Source organism: Dyadobacter bucti, from assembly GCF_005869225.1.
Taxonomy (GTDB): domain Bacteria; phylum Bacteroidota; class Bacteroidia; order Cytophagales; family Spirosomataceae; genus Dyadobacter; species Dyadobacter bucti.
In genome coordinates, this window is sequence record NZ_SWFP01000003.1 from 413,810 (window position 1) to 437,945 (window position 24,136).

The 24,136-nt window shown below is 44.7% G+C and carries 18 protein-coding genes; 10 read left to right on the forward strand and 8 right to left on the reverse strand.

The window, feature by feature from the left end; translation table 11 throughout:
- Nucleotides 1-77 precede the first annotated feature (77 nt).
- Nucleotides 78-1,934, forward strand: a complete 1,857-nt coding sequence (locus tag FBF61_RS11840) for a M1 family metallopeptidase (protein WP_138477435.1) — start codon at nucleotides 78-80, stop codon at nucleotides 1,932-1,934.
- 67 nt (nucleotides 1,935-2,001) lie between these two features.
- Here FBF61_RS11840 and FBF61_RS11845 read toward each other — a convergent pair whose 3' ends face one another.
- The 3 genes from FBF61_RS11845 to FBF61_RS11855 all read right to left on the reverse strand — a co-directional run bounded on the left by FBF61_RS11845 (nucleotide 2,002) and on the right by FBF61_RS11855 (nucleotide 6,300).
- Nucleotides 2,002-4,569 carry a DUF5686 and carboxypeptidase regulatory-like domain-containing protein gene (locus tag FBF61_RS11845; protein WP_138477436.1) on the reverse strand — a complete coding sequence of 856 codons (2,568 nt, stop codon included), beginning with the start codon at nucleotides 4,567-4,569 and terminating at the stop codon, nucleotides 2,002-2,004.
- 317 nt (nucleotides 4,570-4,886) lie between these two features.
- Nucleotides 4,887-5,591 (reverse strand): DsbA family oxidoreductase, encoded by a 705-nt coding sequence (locus FBF61_RS11850; protein ID WP_138477437.1) that lies wholly within the window; start codon nucleotides 5,589-5,591, stop codon nucleotides 4,887-4,889.
- Nucleotides 5,592-5,667: 76 nt separating this feature from the next.
- On the reverse strand, nucleotides 5,668-6,300 hold the full coding sequence (locus tag FBF61_RS11855) for an NAD(P)H-dependent oxidoreductase (protein ID WP_138477438.1): 633 nt from the start codon (nucleotides 6,298-6,300) through the stop codon (nucleotides 5,668-5,670).
- Between the two features lie 99 nt (nucleotides 6,301-6,399).
- Here FBF61_RS11855 and FBF61_RS11860 point away from each other — a divergent pair, with 99 nt between their 5' ends.
- The gene (locus tag FBF61_RS11860; protein WP_138477439.1) at nucleotides 6,400-6,765 is read left to right on the forward strand and encodes a winged helix-turn-helix transcriptional regulator; all 366 of its coding nucleotides are present in this window, start codon (nucleotides 6,400-6,402) and stop codon (nucleotides 6,763-6,765) included.
- Nucleotides 6,766-6,799: 34 nt separating this feature from the next.
- Here FBF61_RS11860 and FBF61_RS11865 read toward each other — a convergent pair whose 3' ends face one another.
- On the reverse strand, nucleotides 6,800-7,201 hold the full coding sequence (locus FBF61_RS11865) for a hypothetical protein (protein WP_138477440.1): 402 nt from the start codon (nucleotides 7,199-7,201) through the stop codon (nucleotides 6,800-6,802).
- A gap of 195 nt (nucleotides 7,202-7,396) precedes the next feature.
- Between FBF61_RS11865 and FBF61_RS11870 the strand changes: the two genes are divergently transcribed.
- Genes FBF61_RS11870 through FBF61_RS11880 form a run of 3 tightly spaced genes read left to right on the forward strand, consistent with a single transcriptional unit; the run spans nucleotide 7,397 to nucleotide 9,946 of the window.
- Nucleotides 7,397-7,813: a pyridoxamine 5'-phosphate oxidase family protein gene (locus FBF61_RS11870; protein WP_138477441.1), complete on the forward strand. Its 417-nt coding sequence runs from the start codon at nucleotides 7,397-7,399 to the stop codon at nucleotides 7,811-7,813.
- A gap of 36 nt (nucleotides 7,814-7,849) precedes the next feature.
- A complete protein-coding gene (locus tag FBF61_RS11875; RefSeq protein WP_138477442.1) occupies nucleotides 7,850-9,031 on the forward strand; it encodes an alpha/beta hydrolase in 1,182 nt (393 codons plus the stop codon).
- A gap of 57 nt (nucleotides 9,032-9,088) precedes the next feature.
- On the forward strand, nucleotides 9,089-9,946 hold the full coding sequence (locus FBF61_RS11880; protein WP_205748274.1) for a cyanophycinase: 858 nt from the start codon (nucleotides 9,089-9,091) through the stop codon (nucleotides 9,944-9,946).
- A 114-nt stretch (nucleotides 9,947-10,060) separates the two neighbouring features.
- On the opposite strand, the gene FBF61_RS11885 is transcribed toward FBF61_RS11880, so the two are convergent.
- The 4 genes from FBF61_RS11885 to fbaA form a co-directional block, all read right to left on the reverse strand.
- A complete protein-coding gene (locus FBF61_RS11885; RefSeq protein WP_138477443.1) occupies nucleotides 10,061-10,444 on the reverse strand; it encodes a hypothetical protein in 384 nt (127 codons plus the stop codon).
- 711 nt (nucleotides 10,445-11,155) lie between these two features.
- Nucleotides 11,156-11,500 carry a T9SS type A sorting domain-containing protein gene (locus tag FBF61_RS11890; protein ID WP_138477444.1) on the reverse strand — a complete coding sequence of 115 codons (345 nt, stop codon included), beginning with the start codon at nucleotides 11,498-11,500 and terminating at the stop codon, nucleotides 11,156-11,158.
- Nucleotides 11,501-11,509: 9 nt separating this feature from the next.
- A complete protein-coding gene (locus tag FBF61_RS11895) occupies nucleotides 11,510-16,039 on the reverse strand; it encodes a M4 family metallopeptidase (RefSeq protein WP_138477445.1) in 4,530 nt (1,509 codons plus the stop codon).
- 185 nt (nucleotides 16,040-16,224) lie between these two features.
- Nucleotides 16,225-17,304 carry a class II fructose-bisphosphate aldolase gene (gene fbaA / locus FBF61_RS11900; protein WP_138477446.1) on the reverse strand — a complete coding sequence of 360 codons (1,080 nt, stop codon included), beginning with the start codon at nucleotides 17,302-17,304 and terminating at the stop codon, nucleotides 16,225-16,227.
- 178 nt (nucleotides 17,305-17,482) lie between these two features.
- On the opposite strand from fbaA, the gene FBF61_RS11905 reads away from it, so the two are divergent.
- Genes FBF61_RS11905 through FBF61_RS11925 form a run of 5 tightly spaced genes read left to right on the forward strand, consistent with a single transcriptional unit; the run spans nucleotide 17,483 to nucleotide 24,082 of the window.
- Nucleotides 17,483-17,785: a hypothetical protein gene (locus FBF61_RS11905; protein WP_138477447.1), complete on the forward strand. Its 303-nt coding sequence runs from the start codon at nucleotides 17,483-17,485 to the stop codon at nucleotides 17,783-17,785.
- The gene (locus FBF61_RS11910; protein ID WP_138477448.1) at nucleotides 17,782-18,987 is read left to right on the forward strand and encodes a hemolysin family protein; all 1,206 of its coding nucleotides are present in this window, start codon (nucleotides 17,782-17,784) and stop codon (nucleotides 18,985-18,987) included. Before FBF61_RS11905 ends, FBF61_RS11910 begins: the two co-directional genes overlap by 4 nt.
- A 37-nt stretch (nucleotides 18,988-19,024) precedes the next feature.
- Nucleotides 19,025-19,942: a class A beta-lactamase, subclass A2 gene (gene bla, locus FBF61_RS11915; protein ID WP_138477449.1), complete on the forward strand. Its 918-nt coding sequence runs from the start codon at nucleotides 19,025-19,027 to the stop codon at nucleotides 19,940-19,942.
- 36 nt (nucleotides 19,943-19,978) lie between these two features.
- Nucleotides 19,979-20,599 (forward strand): ABC transporter ATP-binding protein, encoded by a 621-nt coding sequence (locus FBF61_RS11920; protein ID WP_138478087.1) that lies wholly within the window; start codon nucleotides 19,979-19,981, stop codon nucleotides 20,597-20,599.
- Nucleotides 20,600-20,617: 18 nt separating this feature from the next.
- Entirely contained in the window at nucleotides 20,618-24,082 is a 3,465-nt protein-coding gene (locus tag FBF61_RS11925) for a T9SS type B sorting domain-containing protein (RefSeq protein WP_138477450.1), read from the forward strand.
- Nucleotides 24,083-24,136 lie beyond the last annotated feature (54 nt).

Here is a 24,136-nt window from a genome sequence, read left to right on the forward strand (position 1 = left end):
CCGAAATTTTTTCCTGATAAGCCATACAAATATGCTATTTTGCGATACTATCAATCTAAATCATACCCGTACTCCGGATGAAACTTAAACTATTAGCGCTGGCGCTGACAACGATGACTTTAACAGTTTCTGCGCAGAATGATCGTTGGCAGCAACGCGTAAAATATCAGATGAATGTTGATTTTGATGCCATAAAACATCAATATAAAGGAACACAAAAGCTGGTCTATACAAATAATTCCCCCGATACCCTGCAAAAGGTATTTTATCATCTGTACCTGAATGCATTTCAGCCGGGCAGCCAGATGGACGTGCGTTCAAGGACCATCAGCGATCCTGATCCGCGGGTAAAAGACCGTATTTCCAAACTATCGCCTTCGGAGATCGGATATGAAAAGATCATTTCTCTGAAACAGAACGGAAAGCCGCTGAAATACGAAGTTGTGGGTACGATCCTGGAAGTGACGCTGGCGGAAAAAATTCTTCCCAAATCCCAGCATACATTTGACATGGAATTCGAGGCACAGGTGCCCGTGCAGATCCGCCGGACCGGCCGGAACAATAATGAGGGCATTGATTACTCCATGGCTCAATGGTACCCTAAGATGTGCGAATATGATTATGAAGGCTGGCATGCCAATCCTTACATAGCGAGGGAATTTTATGGAGTATGGGGTGATTTCGATGTCAAGCTGACATTGGATGCTTCCTATGTTGTAGCCGCAACAGGCTATCTTCAGAACCCTGAAAAAATTGGTCACGGTTATTCAAAAAAAGAGGTAAAACACAAAGCCGGTGAAAAATTAACCTGGCATTTTATAGCGCCGGAAGTACATGATTTTATGTGGGCAGCCGACCGAGATTATGCGCATGATGTTGTGAAGGTAGATGATAACCTGGATATGCATTTTTTCTATCAGACCGATACCCTGGTGAACGTCTGGAAGGAAATGGAGCCGTTGGCTGTAAGGTGTTTTAAGATCATGAATGCAAAATTCGGACGTTATCCCTACAAGCAGTTTTCCGTCATTCAAGGTGGAGACGGTGGTATGGAGTACGCAATGGCCACGCTTATTGTCGGACGCCAGAATCTGCATGGACTCGTAAGCGTAACGGTGCATGAAGCAATCCACAGCTGGTTTCAGGGTGTACTGGGTACCAACGAATCCAAATATGGCTGGATGGACGAGGGCTTCACGACGTACGCGCAGAATATCGTGATGAGCGAATTATTCCCCTCCAAGCTGGATGCCCAGCGCGGCAGCACCATGAGTTACAGAAATCTGGTAAAATCGGGTCTTGAAGAACCTTTGACGACCCATGCAGATCATTTTAATACCAATCGTGCATATAGCATTGCGAGCTATTCCAAAGGGGCGGTCTTCCTGAACCAGTTGGAATATATTGTAGGAAAAGACAAGCTGGAAAGCGGTATGAAAAGATATTTTAATGAATGGAAATTCAAACATCCGAATCCGAATGATCTTAAAAGGATCATCGAAAAGGAGTCGGGCCTGGAACTGGACTGGTATTGGGAAGATTTTGTGGGAACGGCCAAAACCATTGATTACGGGATCAAGGAAGTGGTTTCCAATGCGGGTAAAACAGATGTCGTTTTGGAAAGAACCGGACAGATGCCCATGCCGCTGGATGTGGTGGTAAGCTACAAAGACGGATCTCAGGAGAATTTTTATATCCCGCTTGAAATGATGAGGGGAGAGAAAAATGAAAAGCTTTATACCAAAACAACCCTTTTGCCGGATTGGGGCTGGACTTACCCTGAGTATGCTTTTTCAATTGAGCGCGGTCTGACGGATATTGAACGTATTGTGATCGATCCGAGCCAGCGCATGGCAGATATTAATCCGGATAATAACACTTATCCCTCTATATCCAGAGAGCTTCCGAGATTCAAAGCAGTTCCGGTGAAATAGAAATTCATAAATAGAGCTGGACTGGCTGATCGGACTGTTATTCTGGTCAGCCAGTTTTTTATGGCAGCTATCTTCCAAATTTGATAGAAGTTCCGAGCCGGAAACCCATTCCTTTAAAGTGGCTTCCATGAAACTGAGCAACAGCCTCCAGACGTATGACTCGGACAATGTTATCAATTCCGTAGACTACCTCAGTGTAATTGCGGATCGTCGGCACTTTCAGATAATGCAGCTGCAAGGTTTCAGAAATACCGATAAGCCGGAGCGGTTCGATACGGGTGAGCGCAAAACGCTGCAAGTTCCAGACGGCATGTACCTGGAAGAACCATGACGAAGTGCTGTACCGATAGTATTGCAGCATCCGGAACTGGTCCGGCGGATATGTGTATTGGAAAAAGAACTCATTGCCCATAAAATGCCTGTAATCCGGGAAATACATTTTTTTCGTGCTCAAAAAACTACCCCCGCTGACAAAATATTCGAGGCTGCTACGCGGGCCGAGGTTCATGTCCTGACGAATGCTGCCCTGTAAAAGAGCGTAGTCAACATCGCCCGCAAATTCCAATCCACTTTTATAATTAATACCAAATGATGGCCCCTTGCTCCGGAGATAACGTTTTTCGCCATTCCGTATCAGATACCTCCGCCAGGGACGGAGCGTAGCCGTGAGATCAAGCAGTAATGCATTGTGTTCAGGGAAGCCAGTGTCGGCTAATTCCTTATTGACCGGTCGATTAGGAGTGAAACCGAATTTACTCCAGAAAAAAATAGGCCTGGCACTTTCCTGATTGCTTAATTCTTTGCGGTGCTCATAGTCCAGCCTGGCCGATACACTCAGGATATCACCGATGTTTCTCAGGGTATACTCCGCGGTAGCATATTGTTTCTGGTACAACTTCATGAAGTTTCGGTCGAAAAAACGGGCCGCCATGCTATTGGGAAGGGGCTGTACCGGGTTGTTGGGGTTAAGCTGGCTGGCCATTTCTCCTCCCGAAAGCATCAGGTTCCACTTTTCATTACCTATATTGGTTTCCAGATTTCCATACACCCTTTTTCGGCCGAAGGAATACCTTATCAAAGGAGTTACACTGAGGACATACGATTTGTCCCATTTCTTTTGCCACGTGGTAAGCAAATTTATAGCATTCCCTTCGACCGTGTTATAACTTATCGCCAGCAGCGGGCTTTTGAAATAAAATGAATTACGGTTGCCGAGGGCATAAGTGTTGCCGGTGATGAGGTGCGATAATTTGAAATTTGAAGAATCAGGCCTCGATTTTTTTCCTTCTTCTTCTTTTACAATTTTGATACTATCCTGAAGTAAATAACCCGAAACTTCCGATTTTGTCAAGGGGATTGGCCGCAAAGTCTGCCAGTACGTGGTGTCACGCTTATTGGCCATAGAGTCTATCACAATAGAATCCGCACGGACAAGGCGATCGTTTCCCGCCATTTTTTGTTCTCTTTTCTGCTCTTTTTCGTATTCTTTGGTAAGCTTCCTGAAATTCTTTGTGGAAAATTCCTTTTGGTCCCGGATCATGTTTTCGAGATTCTTTTGCCGGGTTTTGTCTTCCACAGGCTGCTCTTTTTTATGATCGCTGATCACAATATCCTCTCTGAGGCCCGGGTCGATATCCAGTTTTTCATAAGTTAGGGAAACAAGGTATTTGAACTCACCTCCAAAACCCAGGTAGCTGCCGTTGATCCTGAACTGCTGGTTAACCGGTATCCATACATTCTGGATCGGACTGAAAATCTGCCTGGCGGAAATATTCAACCCGCTGGTTGTAGTTTGCAGGTCATAACTATGGATCGACCAGCGGTCTTCCAGAATAAATAGGCTTCCTTTGAAAACACCTTCCCCATAGGCTTTTGGGATTACTTTGATCTTGTTTACAATCTGTCCCTGATCTTCGAAGTAGCCTTCATACTCAAATTTATAATAAGCAAAGGCTTTGGGGGAGAGAGGCGAGACTGTTCCTGCGATTTCAGGGCTGTACAAACTGGCCAGAATATATTCGTTTGGGGAAGGTATGCTGTTGTCCAGACTGTTACGGGTAGAAATTACATGCTGACTATAAGTATTGGGCCTTCGGTATTTGATCTCGGCGACACTTTCATTCAATATGGCTTTCCCTTCCTGGATACCTTCTTTTTTAAGCCGTCGTTCTACGAGATAGGGGATTTTGGTTGGTAACGCAGTACTTCTCGAATACACTTTGGCAGTGTAACCACGTATCTGTAACTGGTGAAACCGCGATTTGGCAATAGCCCGGCGCATGATGGTATATGCAGGATCTTCTTTCCCTTTTCCGATGGTCGCTTCCTGTAAATTCAGGGCCTGTTCTTCCAGGGTAATGTTCAGTTCGGTGAATCCTGTGCCCACTGTAACGGTTCTGAAAATACTTTTGAAGCCCAGATATTGAAACACAATTTCATAATTTCCAGAAGGCAGACTAAACTCATATTCCCCTTCTTCATTAGCCATCGTTCCATTGCTTGTTCCTTTAACCGCGATACCGGCGTAGGGCAGTGGTTCCCCATTTTTCGTGGTTACACGTCCTTTGATACCTCCCGGGTAGGAGATCGAGACGACATTGAAGATGAAGAAGATTGACAAGAACAAAAGGCGCATAGAGGATCATTATGGGAAACTGGTTATTATATTACTACATAACCGTACCAATTCTGATTTTGCGGGCAAAAAATTTTGTCCGACACCCTTAAAGTTGTTGATTATTAGATTTTTAAGATGAAGGATTGACCGTTGCGAAAGCAATACCGCCTTTCTGGCTGATGGCATCGCAATATTGATGTCCGGAATAATTACATCCCTTTAAGATTCCTATGCAGCGCAACTGTGAGACTTGTAACATCAGGAAGGCTGAAACTATATAAAAAAACAGTATGCCGTTTCGCGCATACTGTTTAGTAAGAGGAGTATATATTATTTTAACTGCAATCCCCGTCGATTGTGCAGTTTTCACCGTCGGCCAGGGATACCAGGGCGGGGTTTTGTTTTTCCCATTCCCCGAAAGATTTTTCGAGCGCGCCCAGGAAAGTTTCCGGTTGCTGTGCACCCGATACTGCATATTTGCGGTCCATTACAAAGAAAGGAACGCCTCTGGCCCCAACCTGCTGGGCTTCGTAAATATCCTTACGCACTTCATCGCTGAACTTTGTGCTGTCCAGTACTGCTTTTAATTCACTTGCATCAAGCCCGATTTCAGTTCCGAGCTGAACAAGTGTGTCGTGGTCGGCTGTATTTTTTGCGTCGGTAAAGTAGGCTTTGAATAATTGCTCTTCCGCCGCGTCGCCTTTGCCTTTTGTCTTGGCATACTGCACAAAACGGTGCGCATCAAATGAATTGGCGACAACAGATTTGGACAAATTGTACTCCAAACCTACTTCGCTGGCAAGGTTCGTAACGTGGTCATTAACCTGTTCGGCATACTCAAGCGTCCAGCCTTTTACTTCTGCCAGGTATTCGTTAATGCTTTTGCCTGGCTCGCTTTTCATTTGCGGATTCAGCTGAAAGCTTTTCCACTCCACCTGAATTTTGTCTTTCTGTGGAAACTGTTCCAATGCCTTCTCAAATTTCCTTTTCCCGATGTAGCAAAACGGACACATCACATCACTCCATATTTCAACTTTCATATCTGGTCAGGTTTAATTTTCACCTAGCGCGCCCTTCGACTACTGATAGGAGAGCGCCGAGGTCATCTAGTCAATTCTAAATCGAAATAAAAAGTTCTTCCTGTGGCCTTCTCACTTTTTTGGCACCAACCAGCGGGTCTTTTTCATTATCGCGGTAACCCAACGTCATGATCACAACGCTTTTTAGTCCTTTCTCCTTCAATCCCAGCAATTCGTCAAGCTCGGCGTTTTTGAAACCTTCCATTGGCGTCGCATCAACCTGCTCTGTAGCTGCTGCAACCAGGGCATGTCCCAATGCAATGTAGGCCTGGCGTGCAGCCCATTGGAAATTCACATCTTCCGTTCTGCTCAAAATACCTCCCTGAATGCTATTGTGAAAACCGGAAAGAGATTCCACCGAAATGTCGCGGGTTGTGGCAATGAGGTTTATGTAACTGGCTATACTTTCTGCAGTGATCTTTTCCCAGGCGGCAAAAACCAGGATCTGGGAAGCTTCCAGGATCTGAGGCTGGTTGTTTGCTATTTTGTGTATTTTTTCTTTCGTTACCTGATCTGAAATAACAAGTACATTGTAAGGTTGAAGCCCTACTGATGAAGGTGCTAAATGTATGGCTTCCAGTATAGTATCAAGTTTTTCTTTGGGAACTGCTGCTCCGGTCATCCTTTTCGCGGCGTAGCGCCAGTTGAGGGTCTCTATTAAATTACTCATGTTGTTTTCGCTTTAAAAATTAAGTATGCAAACTTAAATAAATATACTATATATTTGTAAGTACTATACAAAAGCATAGCGATAAAAGATCCATAAACAATGATTGATACAGAAAAAACTATAGAAGGTCATACTTTGGGCGAATGTACCAGAAGTATTCTTCCCGTTCGGGATGCCCTGGAAGTGCTGAGTGGTAAGTGGAAACTGCCGATCATAATTTCGCTGATGTTCGGAAACAAACGTTTCTCTCAGATCGCGAAAGAAGTCCCCGGGATTACTGATAAAATGTTGTCAAAGGAGCTGCGCGACCTGGAAGCGAACGATCTTGTGAAGCGGTCAGTATATGATTCGATTCCGGTTGTTGTTGAATATAAGCTCACGGAGTACGGGCATTCCCTGAAAGCTGTGATAGAAGTGTTGCGGAACTGGGGCATTGCCCACCGTAAGAGGATTATGGAGAAGTAGTATCAAAATGGAATTTTGATACTACAGGTTTTAGTTACTTGTTGTAGGCGGCGACAGCCAGTTTGAGATTTTTCCTGCCATTGCTGTCAAAGGCCAGGCCGATCCCGAGTAATCCGGCCCCGGCTGCCAAAAGGCCCGGATTGATTTTGGCACCTCCGAGTACACCTCCCAATGAATATCCGATAGCGCCACCTCCGAGTGTAGCGAGTGTCAGCGCGATGTTGTTGTTATTCCTATATTTCTTCACAAAGATTTCCAGTTCCGGTGATGGAGAGGGTTTTTCTAACAATAACGACCTGATCTGCTTGGGCTTGGGAATTTCTTGTCCTCGGTAAATGATGCGGCCTTTGTAATATTGGATCTTTTCGGTTTCCGCCTGTGCCAGGGCAAATAACGATAGCAGGGATAGAGAAAAGGTAAAAAGGATTTTTTTCATTGAAGGGGCGTAAGGGTTTGTTTATAATAATTATTTGATAAGGCATATTAGGCTAAATGTCAGGAAAATTAATCTTCTGATGGTAAGTATCCAACAGCTACAAGATAAATTTTGAAGCCAACGCCGGATTTTACCCGAATTTTCAAAATGCGGCACTATTGTTTTAGCTGAAGTCGGAAAAAAACAAATAGAATCATGGCAGAAAAAACACTTCAGGACGTCAGCAAGATCATGAAAGACATTGACATCTGTATGCTCACCACGACGACTTCCAATGGTATGCTGGCATCACGGCCGATGAGCAACAATGGTCAGGTTGAATACGACGGCAATTCTTATTTTTTTACCTGGGAAGGTTCCAGGATGGTCAGCGACATAGAGCTGGATAATGGCGTTAACCTTACTTTTCAGGGTGAGAAAGACATCTTTATTTCCGTAGCCGGAAAAGCTGAAGTTACGCGTTCAAAAGATAAGATGAGCGAGCATTGGGTGGCGGAACTGGATCAGTGGTTTGAGGAAGGACTTGATACACCCGGCCTGGCCATGATCTCTGTCAAAGCCAAACAGATTAAATATTGGCAGGGAATGGAAGACGGGGAAGTTAAATTATAACATAAAGGTTCTTTTCTGAAAGAACCTTTATGTTATATGAAAAACCTCCTCCTATTACTTGCATTAGTCGTTTTACTGACCGAAGCCCGGGCGCAGAATTATGACGAGTCAAAAGTTCCCCCTTATACTCTGCCTGATGTTCTGAAAACAACGGGCAGGAAAAAGGTGAAAAGTGAAAAAACCTGGGAAAATGTTCGGCGCCCGGAAATCCGGAAACTTTTTGAAGATAATATCTATGGTCAGACGCCAACCCGCTACGATAGCATCAGATATGTTGTGAGCGAGGGACAGTCCGTGATGGAAGGCAGGGCAAAACACAGAGAAGTATTGATTGAAGTATTCCGGCAGGGAAAACAGGTGAAAATAGATCTGGTACTGCTACTTCCAAGTAATGTAGAAAGGCCGGTGCCTGTATTTGTTCTGATCAACAACCGCGGAAAGGAGAACACCGACCCGTCCAGAAAAATCAAAAGCGAGTTCTGGCCCGCGGAAATGGTGATAGACAGTGGTTATGCAGTGGCAGCTTTCCACGTCAGCGATCTTGCGCCGGACAATAAGGATACTTACAGCAATGGTGTTTTACAGCTTTACCCCGAGCAGCTCGCCGCCGACAACGGTATGCGGGCAATCGGGGCATGGGCCTGGGGCGCGAGCCGGGTGATGGACTATTTTGGAACGGATACCGACATAGATGCAAAAAAGGTAGTGGTCGTAGGTCATTCGCGGGGAGGTAAAGCATCGCTGTGGGCAGCGGCACAGGACCGGCGGTTTGCAATCTGCGTTACGAATTGTTCAGGAAACACAGGTGCTGCATTAGCCAGGCGGCAGTTTGGCGAAAGGATAAGCCGGATAAACACTACTTTCCCGCACTGGTTCAACAACAATTACAAGAAATACAACGATCGTGAAAATGCGTTACCAGTAGACCAGCACATGCTGATCGCCTTGGTGGCGCCAAGACCTGTATATGCTACCAATGCATCCAAAGATCTTTGGGCTGATCCGAAAGGGACTTTTCTAAGTTTGAAAAATGCGGAGCGCGTGTACGGTCTATATGAAATGAGATCAGCGCTGCCGGCCGATCCGCCGGGAATTAACGAGCCGATCATCCGGTCGCCACTGGCATATCATATCCGTGAAGGAGAGCATAATCTTACTGCATACGACTGGGGTAATTTTATCCATTTTGCGAATTATCATTTCAAAATAAGCAAATAACCGGCATCCTGTGTGCCTGTGGGTTTTTATACCGGCATCTTTTATTAAATTTCAAACATGAAAATTGATTTGATGAAGTTGCCGGTTTGTCTCCTCTGTTTAATCCTTTTAATTAGTTACAAAACAGCAGGACAATCTGCAAAAGGAACACTTTTTATCATTGGTGGCGGTGAGCGCCCTCCGGCATTGATGAAGGAGCTGGTAGCTGTATCGAATCTGCATGCGGGTGATTATGTAGCGGTATTGCCCATGTCTGGCACTAGTCCTGACACTTCATTCCATTATTTCAAAGCAGACTTGAAACCGGTCTGCAATAATCAAATCGTTAACCTCAATTTTAAGTCTTCCGAGGTAAACAATAAGCTGCGGCTGGACTCTCTCGAAAAAGCAAAACTGATCTTTATTACAGGCGGTGATCAGGAGCGGTTTATGGACGTGGTGCTGAACACGCCGGTCTATGATGCGATCCACCGGGCATATCAGAACGGCGCGACGATTGCCGGTACGAGTGCGGGCGCCGCTGTCATGAGCAAGTTCATGATAACCGGCAATGAATTGGTAGGCGATACTACATTAAGATCGACTTTCCGAAAGATTGTCGACAAAAACCTGGAAATAAAACCGGGGCTCGGACTCATGCCCAATGTAATTGTCGACCAGCATTTTATTGTCCGCAGCCGTTATAACCGGCTTTTATCCGCCATCGCCCGTTTTCCTGAACTCATTTGTGTTGGGATTGATGAAGAAACAGCCATTATTGTTACCGGAAATAAAGTAAGGGTTGCCGGAAACAGCCAGGTGGTGGTGATAGCAAAACCGGAAGGTCTGAAAATTACCGATAATGGTCTAATCAAAATGAAAGACATCCGGTTCAGCATTTTTACAGCTGGTGATAGCTTTTTGATTGGTAAGTAAGGGGGAATTGCTTTTCCCCACATATTAAATCGGATATCGGTTTTAAAATGACTATCCAATTTTCAAAACTGAATATTCATCTTGAACTCCATTTAGGCCGTGCGAAGAGCACAGTTATTTAACTTGTTCTATTCTATCCTTATAAATGTTGAATGCAGCCGGATTTTTTTCCAAATAGTACCAATTGGTATAATAGGCTACACCGAGATATACGGAATCTTTACTATTGAAAGAAGAAATCAGCGTGATGCTTCCTTCCGAAGTTCGAAGATCTCTTTTAATATTGAAGGTCAATTTTTCGGTTTTCCCAGGGTATACGTCCTTAAAGACCCATACTTTCGCTCCGTTGTTCGCATTGACTTTGATTGTCGGGATGATCGAATCGGTTTTGTTGATAATAGCATATTTTACATCAAACTTCTCTTTATAAAACTTGTCCTCGCATGAGAATTGGGAAAAAATGGTAAATATCAGCGATATGATCCTAAGAGTGTTCATTGTAGCTTTACAAGGATATTAAGTGGTGAACCATTATTTATTTCAGCAGAGCTACCAACAATTCGGTCACTCAAAGAATTGATGTAATTATATATCTCATCATCAGTTTTAGTGACTTTAACATTGTAATCAAAAATATTTTTTTTGTATTTCTGGGCGATTTGAGTGAAATATTGTAACCCCACAAGACTGTTAAACAAATCCATGTCCTTACTTAGAAATTCGATTTGAGGTGTGTCACATTCGTGTGCTTGCGTAAATCAGGGGTATTATATCCTTACAATTCCTCCCAATCTAAAACAGATCAAAACGAATCTTTGTAGTACCTAGGCTTCAATGAGCCGCCGGCGAGTTCGGTCGATCAAAAGGTTATTAATAATGAATTTGATTTTAACAAACGGTTGCAAAACGATGTCACCCCTCACGGGGTTCACGTGTTCGTGATTGATTTTTTGTCTAGAATAATTTCATCCCTTCGGGATTTCAAACGGGATTCCGGATCGGTTCAATTAGGAGGTAACTTGTAGAAGCCCGAAGGGCTGATATTATTATAACAACCGGACACTTCGCTAACCAAAAACCCTGGCAGGGGTGGCATTATTGGGGAGTCACCTGCCGGGCTTTTTAGGCAAAAAAGCAGCTCCGAAAAGCTGCTTTTTAAACCATATTTGCTATGAATGCAAACTGTATCAATCTTCGTCTCGTTACCTGCTACTTCATTACTACCAGTTTTTTAGAATAGGTTTTATACCAAGCTGTTGCAGTTACCAGGTACGTTCCCGGAGGCAATTTCGATATATCCATTTTGCCATTGGGAAGCATAGGTTGCCTGAGCAATGAGGCGCCTTTGACATCGAAAATTTCCAGTTTTTGGATCTTGTCACTATCGACTCGGACATCCACAATGTCTTTTGCGGGATTCGGATAAATACGAAGATCGCCATTCGGGTTATAGCGTATTTCCGAAAGCCCTGACTTTCTTTCGATGTTCTGAGCATGCAAGCTTATGGAGTTCATTGTGCCAAGAAATAGCAGTATTAAGATGATTTTTTTCATAAGAATAAATTAATTGGGGATTACATATGGAATTTCAAGATCATCGATCGACATCCCGATAGCTCTTCCGCCGAGGGGAGCTTCATGGGTTATTGCCTTGATTATTTCAAGTGTGTTGTTGTCGTATTCGAAAACCATAAGCTTGAATTTTACATCCGCCGCGAAGTTTTCATCTGTGCCATTCAGGAGTTTGGTAATTTCAATTGTCATCTTGTATATCCCGGTCATTTCAGGCAAGTTTCCGTTCGCGTTAAACTGGGCATTAGGATCCGGAATAAACATCACACCTGCTCCATTGGAAAAAATGTTGTCAAATTCGTATGCAAGTGTTCCATCCGGTGCGATAACCGTCACTTTTGCCTGGAAAGTGGTTGCGTTTGGAAATTCGAAATCGAAGAGATCCAGCGAAAATCCCAGGCTGCTAATTCCACTACCATTTCCGACTGGCGGTGTCTCCGTAGGTTTATCAGGTTTTCCTTCATCAGAGCAAGCGTTTCCGCCGAGGGTAAGGAATTCTTTCCAGGTAGTCACGGAACTAATATCGTCATTCAATGCGGCAAAGGTATACTTGTACCCCGTGTTACAATGAAGTTGGTAAAGCTTAACAGACTCTAATGTGGGCAGCAGCTTCTCAAAAACAACACTGCCTTCTTCCTTAAGTTGGAATTTATATCCGCTTGGCGCCCATTCTATGTTCTGCTTTGCTGTAAAGGTCAGATCTGCTTTCTGTTCCGGTGGGTCCACGTCACTTTCCTCAACAGGTTTGATACTGAGCACTTTGTCTGGTCGTAATTTATACGTCAAAGGAGCAGCCCATTTGCCGAAAACCATCTGCTGGGTCTGCGGATCTTTGGCACCAGCTCTCACTGTCCAGGTGTAACCGCCTGTGATACCGGGAGGTAAAATGTCCATATCAAGTAAAGTGATATTGGTGTTGGGCGTAGAGCCCGCTCCGTTCGCAGGAACAACCTGATCCATCGTACGTGCCACACTGAACTCATAAGTCTGGGCGCCAACCACCGGATCCCATGTGAAATTTGCTCCGAAGCGGACAGGTACCACATCCTTGGGGCCGGTAAGTATTACGGCCGGAATCAGATTGTGGTCGATCATGATGCTCCGTACTGCGGATGGGTTGCCTTCTTCACCTACCGGCACAAACGTGCCTTTAGGGCCCACCGGCACAACACGCCAGTAAATGACTTCCTTATCCTTGAAGCTGGGCATCTGATTGAGGGTTTTACTTAAGATTGCACCGTCGGCAAAGTCATAGCTTTTCAGAAGTACATCAAACTGATCGGATAGCGAAAACTGTAATTTATGGCCGGCAGCACCTTTCACCGGAAGCCAGCTGAATTCAACATCCTGTCCAAACGGCGGAACGGTGATTTTGTCGACGGGTGTGCTTGCTGCTCCCTGGGGTTTGCCGGTCGTATACGAAATCCATTGGCCGTTATTACTCCAGTCGGTTATGATCTCGGGACCGGTCTGTCCGATGTGGTTCAGGCTGGCATCAAGGCCTTCCGGCGATCCTTTCATTTGGCCGATATCCCGTACCCGCCATTGGTATGGGGTCGTTACTTTGAAAACCTCTGAACTGTCGATCTGGGGCGTCGCTGCGTCGAATACGTCAGGGGCGTGCGAGATTTCCAATATATTGTTCGGTAGGGCGTCCTCAATCACCTGGATCTCGGACTTTATAATGCCGGGGTTAGTTTTGAAAGTAAACTGTTGCGGCCAGGGGTGCACATTGGCCTGCTTGTCATTTGGAGTAATGGTCTCAGCGGTAAAAGGCCCGGTTGTAAACCAGTAGGTTGGCGACCATTTTTTCTTAACCACCAGCTGGTTGCAGAGGCTCGAAGGATTGTTTTCCGGAGGGCAGGCCGAAGCTTTGACAGTAAGTAGCCTGGATCGCCAGTAATACATTTTGTTGGGTTCCATGAAGAACCTCGCGTGCGCCATGCTTTTTCCAGGATTGTTTTCATCCTGAAAAGGCAGAAGGATATCGGCCTTATAAGCGGTTGCTCTGTAAACTGTTGCCAGCTTGTCATCAAATGAAGGGTCAGTCGACAGCTCGAATAGCCTGGTGTCCTCATATTTTGGGTATTCGGTCTCTATACCCAAATCAACCGGCATGGGATATACGCTGGGAGCTCCGTTTTCAGGTATGTGAGCCAGCAGGATGTTAAAAGCCTCTCCAACACCGACTGCATGCCACGCATCGGTGACTGCAATGTAGGCGGGAGAGTTGGCTGCATGTCCTAGTTCATTTACCAGTGCCTGCAGCGTGGCGAAACGCATATCTTCAAATGTAGGATTCGGGGGAAGGTATTTGGTAAAAGCGATGAAGACAATTTGTTCTGCTAGTTTTGTATCGATACCGAACACAGTGCATAATTCTCCTTTTTCATTTGGCCAGCCATTGGGATATTCCAGACCCGTACCTTTCACGAGTAAATAAAACCAATAATTCATAACACCTGAGACCGTCTCGATTACCTTGGGGTCATAGTTTTCTCCCAGAAAATACATGGCCTGTCCTTTGCTTTTTGGATTACTGAAACTGTGGATGAAATCAGACCCTGTATAAAGATCTTCACCAAAAGTCCAGATGGCAGGAAGCAGTTTACCAGCTCTATATCCATTTTTTACAGCTAACGCGAAAATATTCCCTAGAGACATTTTAATGGCGGACGCCTCCGGATTGATGTATTTGCCACTTTCAAGATAACCCAGCTCGTGATAGTAGACGCCGTCCATCAACGTCGAAATAATCTGATCTGATGAGGGGCAATTCGTTGGAAATAAAGGATAATTGAGCGTGTTGTTTTCTGGATTGAACGAAGGTGCGGTTTCAATCGGCAGCGTGCATCCAACGCAGGTTTCTATTGGGATAATACTTGACGAACTACCATAGCCCGTGTATTTCAACCCCTTCGAAATCTCCATATTGCTTAGATATCTGGATGCTAATTCATGAGCCCAATGTATTGTTACACCTGTTTGGGACTCATTTACATTGTTTTCGGGAGAGTAGTTGTTATCATTATCTCCGTCAACATATTCAGGACAATCCCGATCACTATCATATCTTGTTTTAATCGCCGCATGTTCCGGAGTGGCGCAACTGGATAAAAAATATATTTTCGATGATTGCGGGTTCGGCTCAATTGTGGCTTCGGAGGCATCGAAACTGACATTCCCGTTATACCAGCTTTCCGCATTGCGTGTTACCGGGCATACAAGGTTATGCTTTCCGGGGTCCCATTTACCACCTACTCCAACCGCATGCCACGCATTCATAATCTGAACATACACATGGGAACCAACAGGATAACCTAGCTCTTGTGCTGCCTGCAATGTGTTGTTCCTCATGTCAAAATAGGTGGATGCTACTGTAAACTTCTCCGTAAATGCCTTAAAAAATATCTTTAATGCAATCTTTAATGAACCTTTTGAATCATCAGGGACAATTTGTCGTACTAGGCAAGATTCCTTTGAAGGGTCTTCATCAATAAAACCTTTCTTTCCATTTACCATCGCGTAAAATGCGTGTGAAGCAACGGTTGAATTAATGTGAGGATCATAGTCCGGATGGTTGTGATGCAAATATAATTCCCCTTTATAGGTGTTGGGAAATCCAAATAGCTTTGGTTCCTCAAAAGAACGGAACCCGGTGTATGCGCCTTTTCCTATATAACTACCAACCGACCACCTTGGGATAAAGGGTACTTCTTGCATATTCATAAACCCCATTCCAATTATGTCACAAAAGGATTCAAGTAATTCGTCCGCTTCCGTCTCCACGTAATCATCTCCAATCAAATGATCAATGATGCCGTGTGTTATTTCATGCCCGATAATGTCTCTGCTTGTTTCATATTTTATGCTCTTGTCGAACATATTATAGAATCGTCCATAAAAAATGTATTTACTGTCAGGATCGTACCGCGTGTTATCTTCATCGATGGTTAGGATACTTTTTATTACCTTATTACCTTCTTTATCAAACCCCTGCCATCCAAAATTATCGTGGGTGAATTTGGTGAATTTCTGTGTTGCTTCGAGGATGCTCACAGCTGCATCGCTGGGTAAAGGGTGCTTGTATTCGACGGGAGGTCTTTTGTTAAGGTATGATAAATCTTCAAATATGGGTTTGTACAAAGGATTAAATGCCTGCTTATCTGTTACAACATCAGCGAATGGGACCAAGTCTTTTGCACCGATGCCACCAGCTACTTCAGTTGGTGCGTACAATCCCAGTAAAGGCTCTTTAAAGGCGCAGAGTGCAATACCTTTTGTGCAGACAACATAAGGAATGTCACCAGAATATGGATCCCATTCCTCTTCCAGGAAAGGTAAAAACAGGTTGGCGGTGAATGTTGACTTGCCATGGTAAATTGTTTGTGCGATAGTCGTCCTGTGTTTAGGATGAAACATCGTTCCTAGTTGTCCCTTTTGGTACAATAAGCTATCCTGTCCGTTTACGTGAGAAAAACTACACAAGACAAGAAAAATAAAACATACAATTTTTTTCATAGGACATGATTTTGATGAAAGATGCCGTTTAGACGTAATATCACGGGCAGGTTACACCAAAATCACCTAAAATGAGCAAACGGTGGCTGTCAATTAGCAAGAGGTAAAATGTAATATCGAAAAAGAGAAGAACAAAAAAAGCAGCTCCTAAACGCTGCTTTTTTAATATCAAAACTAAGAAATGATTATCCCAGCTGATTAATGCAGTTCAAATCTTCGAATGCAATTTTCAGACGTTGGATCATGGACTCTTCTCCTTTACGAAGCCATACACGTGGATCGTAGTATTTTTTATTTGGGGAATCAGCTCCATCCGGGTTGCCAAGCTGTGACTGAAGATATCCTTCTTTTTCTTTGTAGTACTTCAGAATACCTTCCCAGGTTGACCATTGCATATCGGTGTCAATGTTCATTTTGATGGCACCGTACTCGATCGCCTCGCGGATCTCTTCACGGGAAGAACCTGATCCTCCGTGGAATACGAAGTTTACAGGCAGGTCGCCGGTTCCGAATTTTTCTTTGATGAACTGCTGTGAGTTACGAAGGATTTTCGGTTCAAGCTTCACATTACCCGGCTTGTAAACACCATGCACGTTACCAAATGCTGCAGCGATTGTGAAGTTTGGAGAAATTTTCAAAAGTTCTTCATAGGCATAAGCCACTTCCTCAGGCTGAGTATACAGTTTTGAGCTGTCAACATCGCTGTTGTCCACGCCATCTTCTTCACCCCCCGTAACGCCCAATTCAATTTCCAGCGTCATGCCTATTTTGGCCATACGCTCGAAATATTTGGAGCAAACTTCAATATTCTCTTCAATGGGTTCCTCTGACAGGTCCAGCATGTGTGAGCTGTACAAAGGCTTGCCATGCTGATCGAAATAGCGTTCGCCCGCTTCCAGAAGACCGTCGATCCAAGGGAGCAATTTCTTTGCACAGTGATCGGTATGCAGGATGACCGGCACATCGTACAAAGCCGCCATTTGGTGAACATGCATCGCACCTGAAATACCACCCGCAATGGCAGCCTGCTGATTGGCGTTGGAAAGGCTTTTTCCTGCATAAAAAATAGCTCCGCCATTTGAAAACTGGATAATAACCGGGCTGTTCACAGCTTTTGCAGTTTCCAATACGGCGTTCACTGAATTGGTTCCCACTACATTAACCGCCGGTAAGGCATAGTTATTTTCGTTGGCATGTCGGAAAATTTCGCTAACTCCGTCACCGGTTACAACACCTGGCGCAAAGCGTTTTGTGGTCTCGCTCATAGTAAAATAGGATATTTTTTCAAGATATAATTTGACAATTCAGATATAAAAAATGAACTGTGCGGCAAACGTTGCAAGTTAGGTATTTTAGGGAAAATGGGGGGAATATGAATGGTATATTATGCTTCACTACGAAGATTTATCCGGGCCTAACCGTTTTAACTCAATCTGTGTATCTTTGAAAAAGATTGAAAATCCGGCTGTCAAAACGGACGGGTATTTTTTACGAACACCTTTGTTAATGAATTCCAAACTTACCAGGACTGTTTTGATTGCGCTCGCACTCGGTTTTTTTGCCGTGTGGATACTGGAGTTCCGTCGGGCAGGACTATTAGAAAGTTACTGGCTGCTGCTGCTGAGCGTGACATGCCTTTTATTGTTCCAGTTCAGCAGGCTCAAAGCGGCTATGATGGCCAAGGAAAAAGAACAGGGCAAAGCTGTTCCCCAAAAGATCAAGTCAGGTAAAACCGCACGAAAATGAATATGATACTTTCCGGGCTGACCATTTTATTTTTTGTCCTGGCAGGGTATTATGGCGCTGTACGGTCTGTCCTTCTGGATATTTCTATCGACAGGTATTCGATCCGCCATGAAAAAGCGGAGGAAGTATACCAGACACTTTACTGGAGAAGAATATTGAGGATGATTCGTCTCGCAACGGTTGCACTGGGATGTTTTTTTGCAGTCCTCACTGTTTTTCCGATACTATCTCAACACTCGGGCATTCGGGAAGGCATCGTCCTCACGGTGTTGTTTGCTGTTCTTATAGTGATGTGGATGGCCTCATACAGCAGCTGGGTGAAAATTGGAAGAAGTTTTCCGAAAATACTTGATTTGTCGGCATTTCCTGTCAGGTTTGGCGAGTGGCTGATGACGCCCCTGTACTGGGTTGTGGAACCGTTTGTAAAGGAAAATATTCTATCCGCATCGCTGCGGGATGATGCCATTTCAGCCGACGATCCCGACTTTGATGACCATAGTATTGAAGAACGGATGTTTATCAATGCTCTTGATTTTAAAGATTTGAGAATCAGGGATTGTATGATTCCCCGGACAGAGATATCTGCTGTCAATGTGAATGCGAGCATCGAAGACCTGAGAAAGATTTTTCTGACCAGCGGGCATTCCAAGATCATTGTTCACCGGGACTCTGTGGATGATGTGCTCGGATATTGCCACGCACTGTCGCTTTTCAAAAAGCCCAAGGAAATCAGCAACATTATCACGCCGATCCTGATCGTACCTGAGGCAATGCCTGCCAGCGATCTGATGCTGCGTTTTCTGGAAGAGAGAAGAAGTCTGGCACTTGTGGTGGATGAGTTCGGCGGGACCTCCGGGCTGGTGAGTGTGGAGGATGTGGTCGAACAGATTTTCGGGGAAATCCAGGATGAATACGATTCAACCGAGGATTGGACAGAAAGGCAGCTGGACGACAACAGCTATATTCTCAGCGCGCGGCACGAGCTCGATTATCTCAATGAAAAATATGGCTGGGAGCTTCCGGAAGGGGATTATGATACATTGGCAGGAATGTTGATACACTTTTACGGCGATTTGCCTGAAGTTAACGAGACAGTTGAAATCGCGCCGTATTTGTTTCAGGTGGTGTCTATGCAGGATACCCGCATAGAATTGGTAAGGCTGACGATACAGGAAAAAGATAGGAAAAGCGAAAAGAATTGATTGACAAATATTCGCCGTTAAAGCGCACAGATTAATAATGATTCAAAGATTTCGCTCCATAAAGTTTCTTTTCCACATCGGGTTGGCAACTGTTTTTTTATCGGCTCCCGTGTCCGCCCAGGAACAGGATCTCAAAGCCGGCATCACAGAAATTGTCGGGAAAGCAAATGGCACAATAGGCGTAGGGATTATGCACCTGGAAACCCGGGAAACAACTATTGTGAATGAAAAACACAAATTCCCGATGCAGAGTGTCTTCAAATTCCCCCTCGCCATGGCGGTGCTGGACCAGGTGGATAAAGGAAAACTTTCGCTGGATCAGAAAATACATATCACCAAAAAAGACCTTCTGCCGAAAACCCATAGTCCGTTGCGGGATAAATATCCGGACGGCAACGTAGATATTACGCTCGCCGCGATATTGGATGCAACGGTTTCATGGAGCGATAACAATGGCTGTGATATACTTTTCAGGCTGCTCGGCGGACCGAAAAATGTCCAGGCTTACATTCATAATCTAGGCGTAAAGGACATTGCCATTGTGGCTACGGGAGAAGAAATGTCCAGGCACTGGGATGTGCAGTTTACAAACTGGTGTGAGCCCAAGGCTATGTTGCAATTACTTAATATTTTTCAAAAAGGGAAAAAGCTTTCGAAAAGCAGCACTGATTTTCTCAGGAAATCAATGGTGGACTCTCCGACGGGACCGAAGCGGATCAAGGGCTTGCTTCCTAAAACGGCGGTTGTCGCACACAAAACAGGAACTTCCGGCACCAATGACAAATGTGTCACCGCAGCCAACAACGATGTAGGCATCATCACTTTGCCGGATGGAAAACATATAGCTCTGGTGGTTTACGTTTCCAATTCGACCCTGGACGAAAAAGGGCGTGATCTGGTGATAGCCCAAATAGCAAAAGCGGCTTATGATCATTATGCCGAAAGTAAAAAATAAGCCATGTCATTTCTTAAAACCTTAATGTTCTGATTGGTGCGGATTACAGTTGAAAATATTGGGAAGAAATTTGTGACCGAGTGGATAATCCGTCATGCGAGTTTTGAACTTTCGGGGGGACAAAAATATACTTTTGTAGGGCCTAACGGAAGCGGAAAGTCTACGCTTCTCCAGTTACTGACCGGCATTATGCCTGTAACCGAGGGTGTCATTAAATACAATGATAATTCAGGCAAGGAAATCGAGATAGATAATTGGTATAAACATCTGGTCATCGCCGCACCCTATCTTGAACTGATCGAGGAATTTACCCTGCGTGAACTGATTGAATTTCACAGCAGCTTCAAACCGTTGAAAAAAGGTATTTCATTCGCCGATTTTGAGGATTTTGTACAGTTATCCCACGCCAGCGGGAAAATTATAAGGCATTTCTCTTCCGGTATGAAGCAACGCGTAAAGCTAGGGCTGGCGTTTCTGTCAGACGTGCCGGTGATTTTTCTGGATGAACCTACTACCAACCTGGACGTTCAGGGCATACGCTGGTACCTCGATCACGTGGTTGATAACACAGATAATCAGCTTGTTTTGCTCGGGTCGAATGTGGAGCAGGAATATGAATTTTGTGAAAATATCATTACCGTTTCTGCGTTCAAATAAAAACGTGAAGTACATTTTATGAGGGAAACTTTACAGTCAATTCTGCTATTGATCCTGATTTTTCTTTGTGGCGCGGGCAGCAAAGTCCGGGCAGGAGGAATGTACTTTATCGAAAACAAGGGGCAATGGGAGAAGGAGATATTGTTCCGGGCCGAAATCCCAGGCGGTTTTCTATTCCTTAAAAAGCAATCGATCGTATATGTGCTGTATAATGCTTCGGAGGTGTCCGCCAGGCATGCCGGCAGGCCTGTAAAAACTGCTTTGGCAAAGGGAAATGTGCTTTTTAAAGAAACCATCTCGGCACATGGGGTGGAAGTACAGTTTCAGAACGCTTCGCAGACCGTTACATACAAGGCAAATAAGGAAGTCAAAACACGTTTCAATTATTTTTTAGGAAAAGACCCTACCGGCTGGTCTGGCAATGTAAAAGGCTATGAGGAAATACGCTATCAAAACCTTTATGATGGAATTGATATGCGCATCTATATGCATCGATTTACGCTTAAATATGAATTTATAGTTCATCCTCAGGCAGATGCGTCACAAATCCGGATGAAGTACAGCGGGACGGACGATATTTCTTTGAGCGAAAAAGGCCAGGTTGTTGTCAAAACTTCGGTCGGGCAGTTTAAAGAAGCGGAACCCTACTCCTTTCAAAGTGTCGCCGGTAGAACAAAGGATGTCGCCTCCCGCTTTGCCCTTAGTCCCGATCACACAGCCTCTTTTGTCCTGCCACAAGGGTATAATAAATCCGAAACACTCACGATTGATCCCGAGCTGATTTTTTCAACCTATTCCGGTTCAGGATCCGATAACTGGGGACATACTGCAACGTATGATGAGGAAGGTAACCTATATTCCGGTGGTACTGTGTTCGGGTCAGATTTTCCGGCAACTATCGGTGCTTTTCAGGTTAAATTCGGAGGAGAAGTGGATGTTTCCGTTCTCAAATTTACACCTGACGGAAGCGAGTTGCTATATGCTACCTTTCTGGGAGGAGCCGATACGGACCTTCCTAGCAGTTTGATTGTCAATAGCAGAAAAGAACTGCTGATCCTGGGCACAACGTCTTCGAGAAATTTTCCGGTAACAGCCAATGCTTTTCAAAAAGTTTTTGGAGGTGGTACCGATGTGGTGCCCATTTCCGGTCTGGAACTACCGAATGGCGCGGACATGTTCGTGTCCAGACTAAGTGCTGACGGAAAGCAGCTCGTTGCATCCACATTTCTCGGAGGCAGCGGAAATGATGGCGTAAGTATGCCGTCGGATACGGGTATACAGAACTACGGTGACAGTTTCCGGGGCGAGATCGGTTTAGATATAGCCGGCAATATCGTGGTTGCATCGTCTACCAATTCTCCCAATTTTCCACTAAGAAACCCGGTTCAGGATAAAATTTCGGGCCAGCAGGACGGTGTAATTCTTAAGTTTTCCCCTGACTTGAATGATCTGCTATGGAGTACTTATCTGGGTGGTAATCAGTGGGATGCTGCTTATTCAGTAAAGCCCGCGGCAAATGGTGACATTTACGTGACGGGTATTTCTCAAAGTACGGATCTGCCGGTGAATGCAAATTCGTATCAAAAGACTTTATATGGTGTAGAAGACGCTTTCGTTGCAAGATATGCGAACGACAAATTGCTCGGCATAACCTATCTCGGCACAAACCGGGAAGATGCAGGATACCTCCTTGATCTGGATCAAAATGGCAATGTTTATGTGTACGGGCTCAGCACAGGTGATTACCCTGTAAGCCAGGGAGTATATCAGAATGAAAAAAGCGGGCAATTCATTCATGCATTGGATGCTGCATTGTCGAAATCTATTTTTTCGACCATTATAGGTTCTGGTAGGGGAACACCGGATATCTCACCGACTGCGTTTCTGGTAAGTGAATGCGGCAATATTTATATCGCTGGCTGGGGTGGAAATGTAAATGTGACATCAGAGCATACCCCGTTCAGCAGTACAACCAATCTGCCGGTCACTGACGATGCGATTCAAGCTGTTACCAATGGCAACAACTTTTATATCGCTATACTGGAACAGGGAGCCAAGTCGCTTTTATACGCCACCTACTTCGGCAACCTTGACCGCACCGGGAGAGTTCAGGGGGATCATGTGGACGGGGGAACCAGCCGGTTTGACAAGAACGGTACCATTTACCATGCAACCTGCGCCTGCGGTGGCAGCCATTTTCCTGTAACCCCACAGGCCTGGTCCCAAACCAACAACAGCGAGAACTGTAACAATGCAGCGTTTAAAATTGATATAGACAGGCTCAAAGCAGATTTTGATGTGTATTCGGGAAGTACAAAAGATATAACCCGGGGCTGTGCACCATTGTCGTTGTCATTTGTAAACACAAGTGAAGGAGGCATAGACTATATATGGGACGTAGGCGGGAATGTTTTTTCGAGGGAGGACGACCAGTCCGAATATATTTTTGAAAAACCGGGCGAATACACCGTTACTTTAAAGGCATATAACCGTCTAAGCTGTAAACGGGTTGATATGGTCTCCAAAAAAATCATAGTGGAAACACTGGACGTTAAAGTAAAAGAAGATACTACGGTCTGCGAAAATACAGCCGTAAAACTATTTGCTTCGGGTGGAACGCAGTATAAATGGACACCTGCAAACGGACTCGACAATGCTACAAGTTCGGCACCGACGGTTACTGTTAAAGAAACAACGGAGTTTGCAGTGGAGGTGAGTAATGCAAGTGGCTGCAAGGTGAATGAGTCAGTGAAAATAACAGTCGCCAAAAAAACTGATTTTATAGAAATGCCCGACACGGAAGTTTGCCTTGGCGCAACGGTTGTCCTGACTGTTTCCGGGGATGCACAAAGCTATCGCTGGCTGCCAAACAACGGGCTTCCGGAGACGATCGCAAAAACGGTAACCGTGAAGCCGGAACAAACAACTACGTATACGATTGAAGGGTTGTATGCGGACGGATGCAAGCCTGTCCGGGAAATAACGGTGAATGTGGACAAATCCTATGAACCTGTTTTTGATATCACACAATCGGGCGGCGCTTGTAATGAGCCGTTTAATTATACTTTGAATAATAAAACACCCAATGCGCAACGCTATGAATGGAATATGGGCACGGGAAATTTAATCAACGAGCCGAAAGTCACTGAGTACGTGTATGAAACGGCCGGGGAATACACGATCACCCTCACGGCTTACAATGCAGCTGGGTGTTCGTTATCAAACTCAAAAAAAATAAAGGCGGAACCGGCTTTTGTTCTGACGAATGTGATTACCCCCAACGGTGATGGGAAAAATGATTCATTTGTAGTGCCGGTTTCTCCATCATCCCTTGAAATTTTCAACCGTTGGGGCAAGTCTGTATTTAAAGCTGCCGACTACAAAAATGACTGGGGAAAAGGAATCGCAAACGGTACCTATTATTATGTAGTGGACACCCCGCAGGGAAATCACTGCAAAGGCTGGATCGAGGTTTTGGAATAAGGCCGTTTTGATCGCCAAGGGATATTTATTAAATTTAATATCAGGATTGTAGAG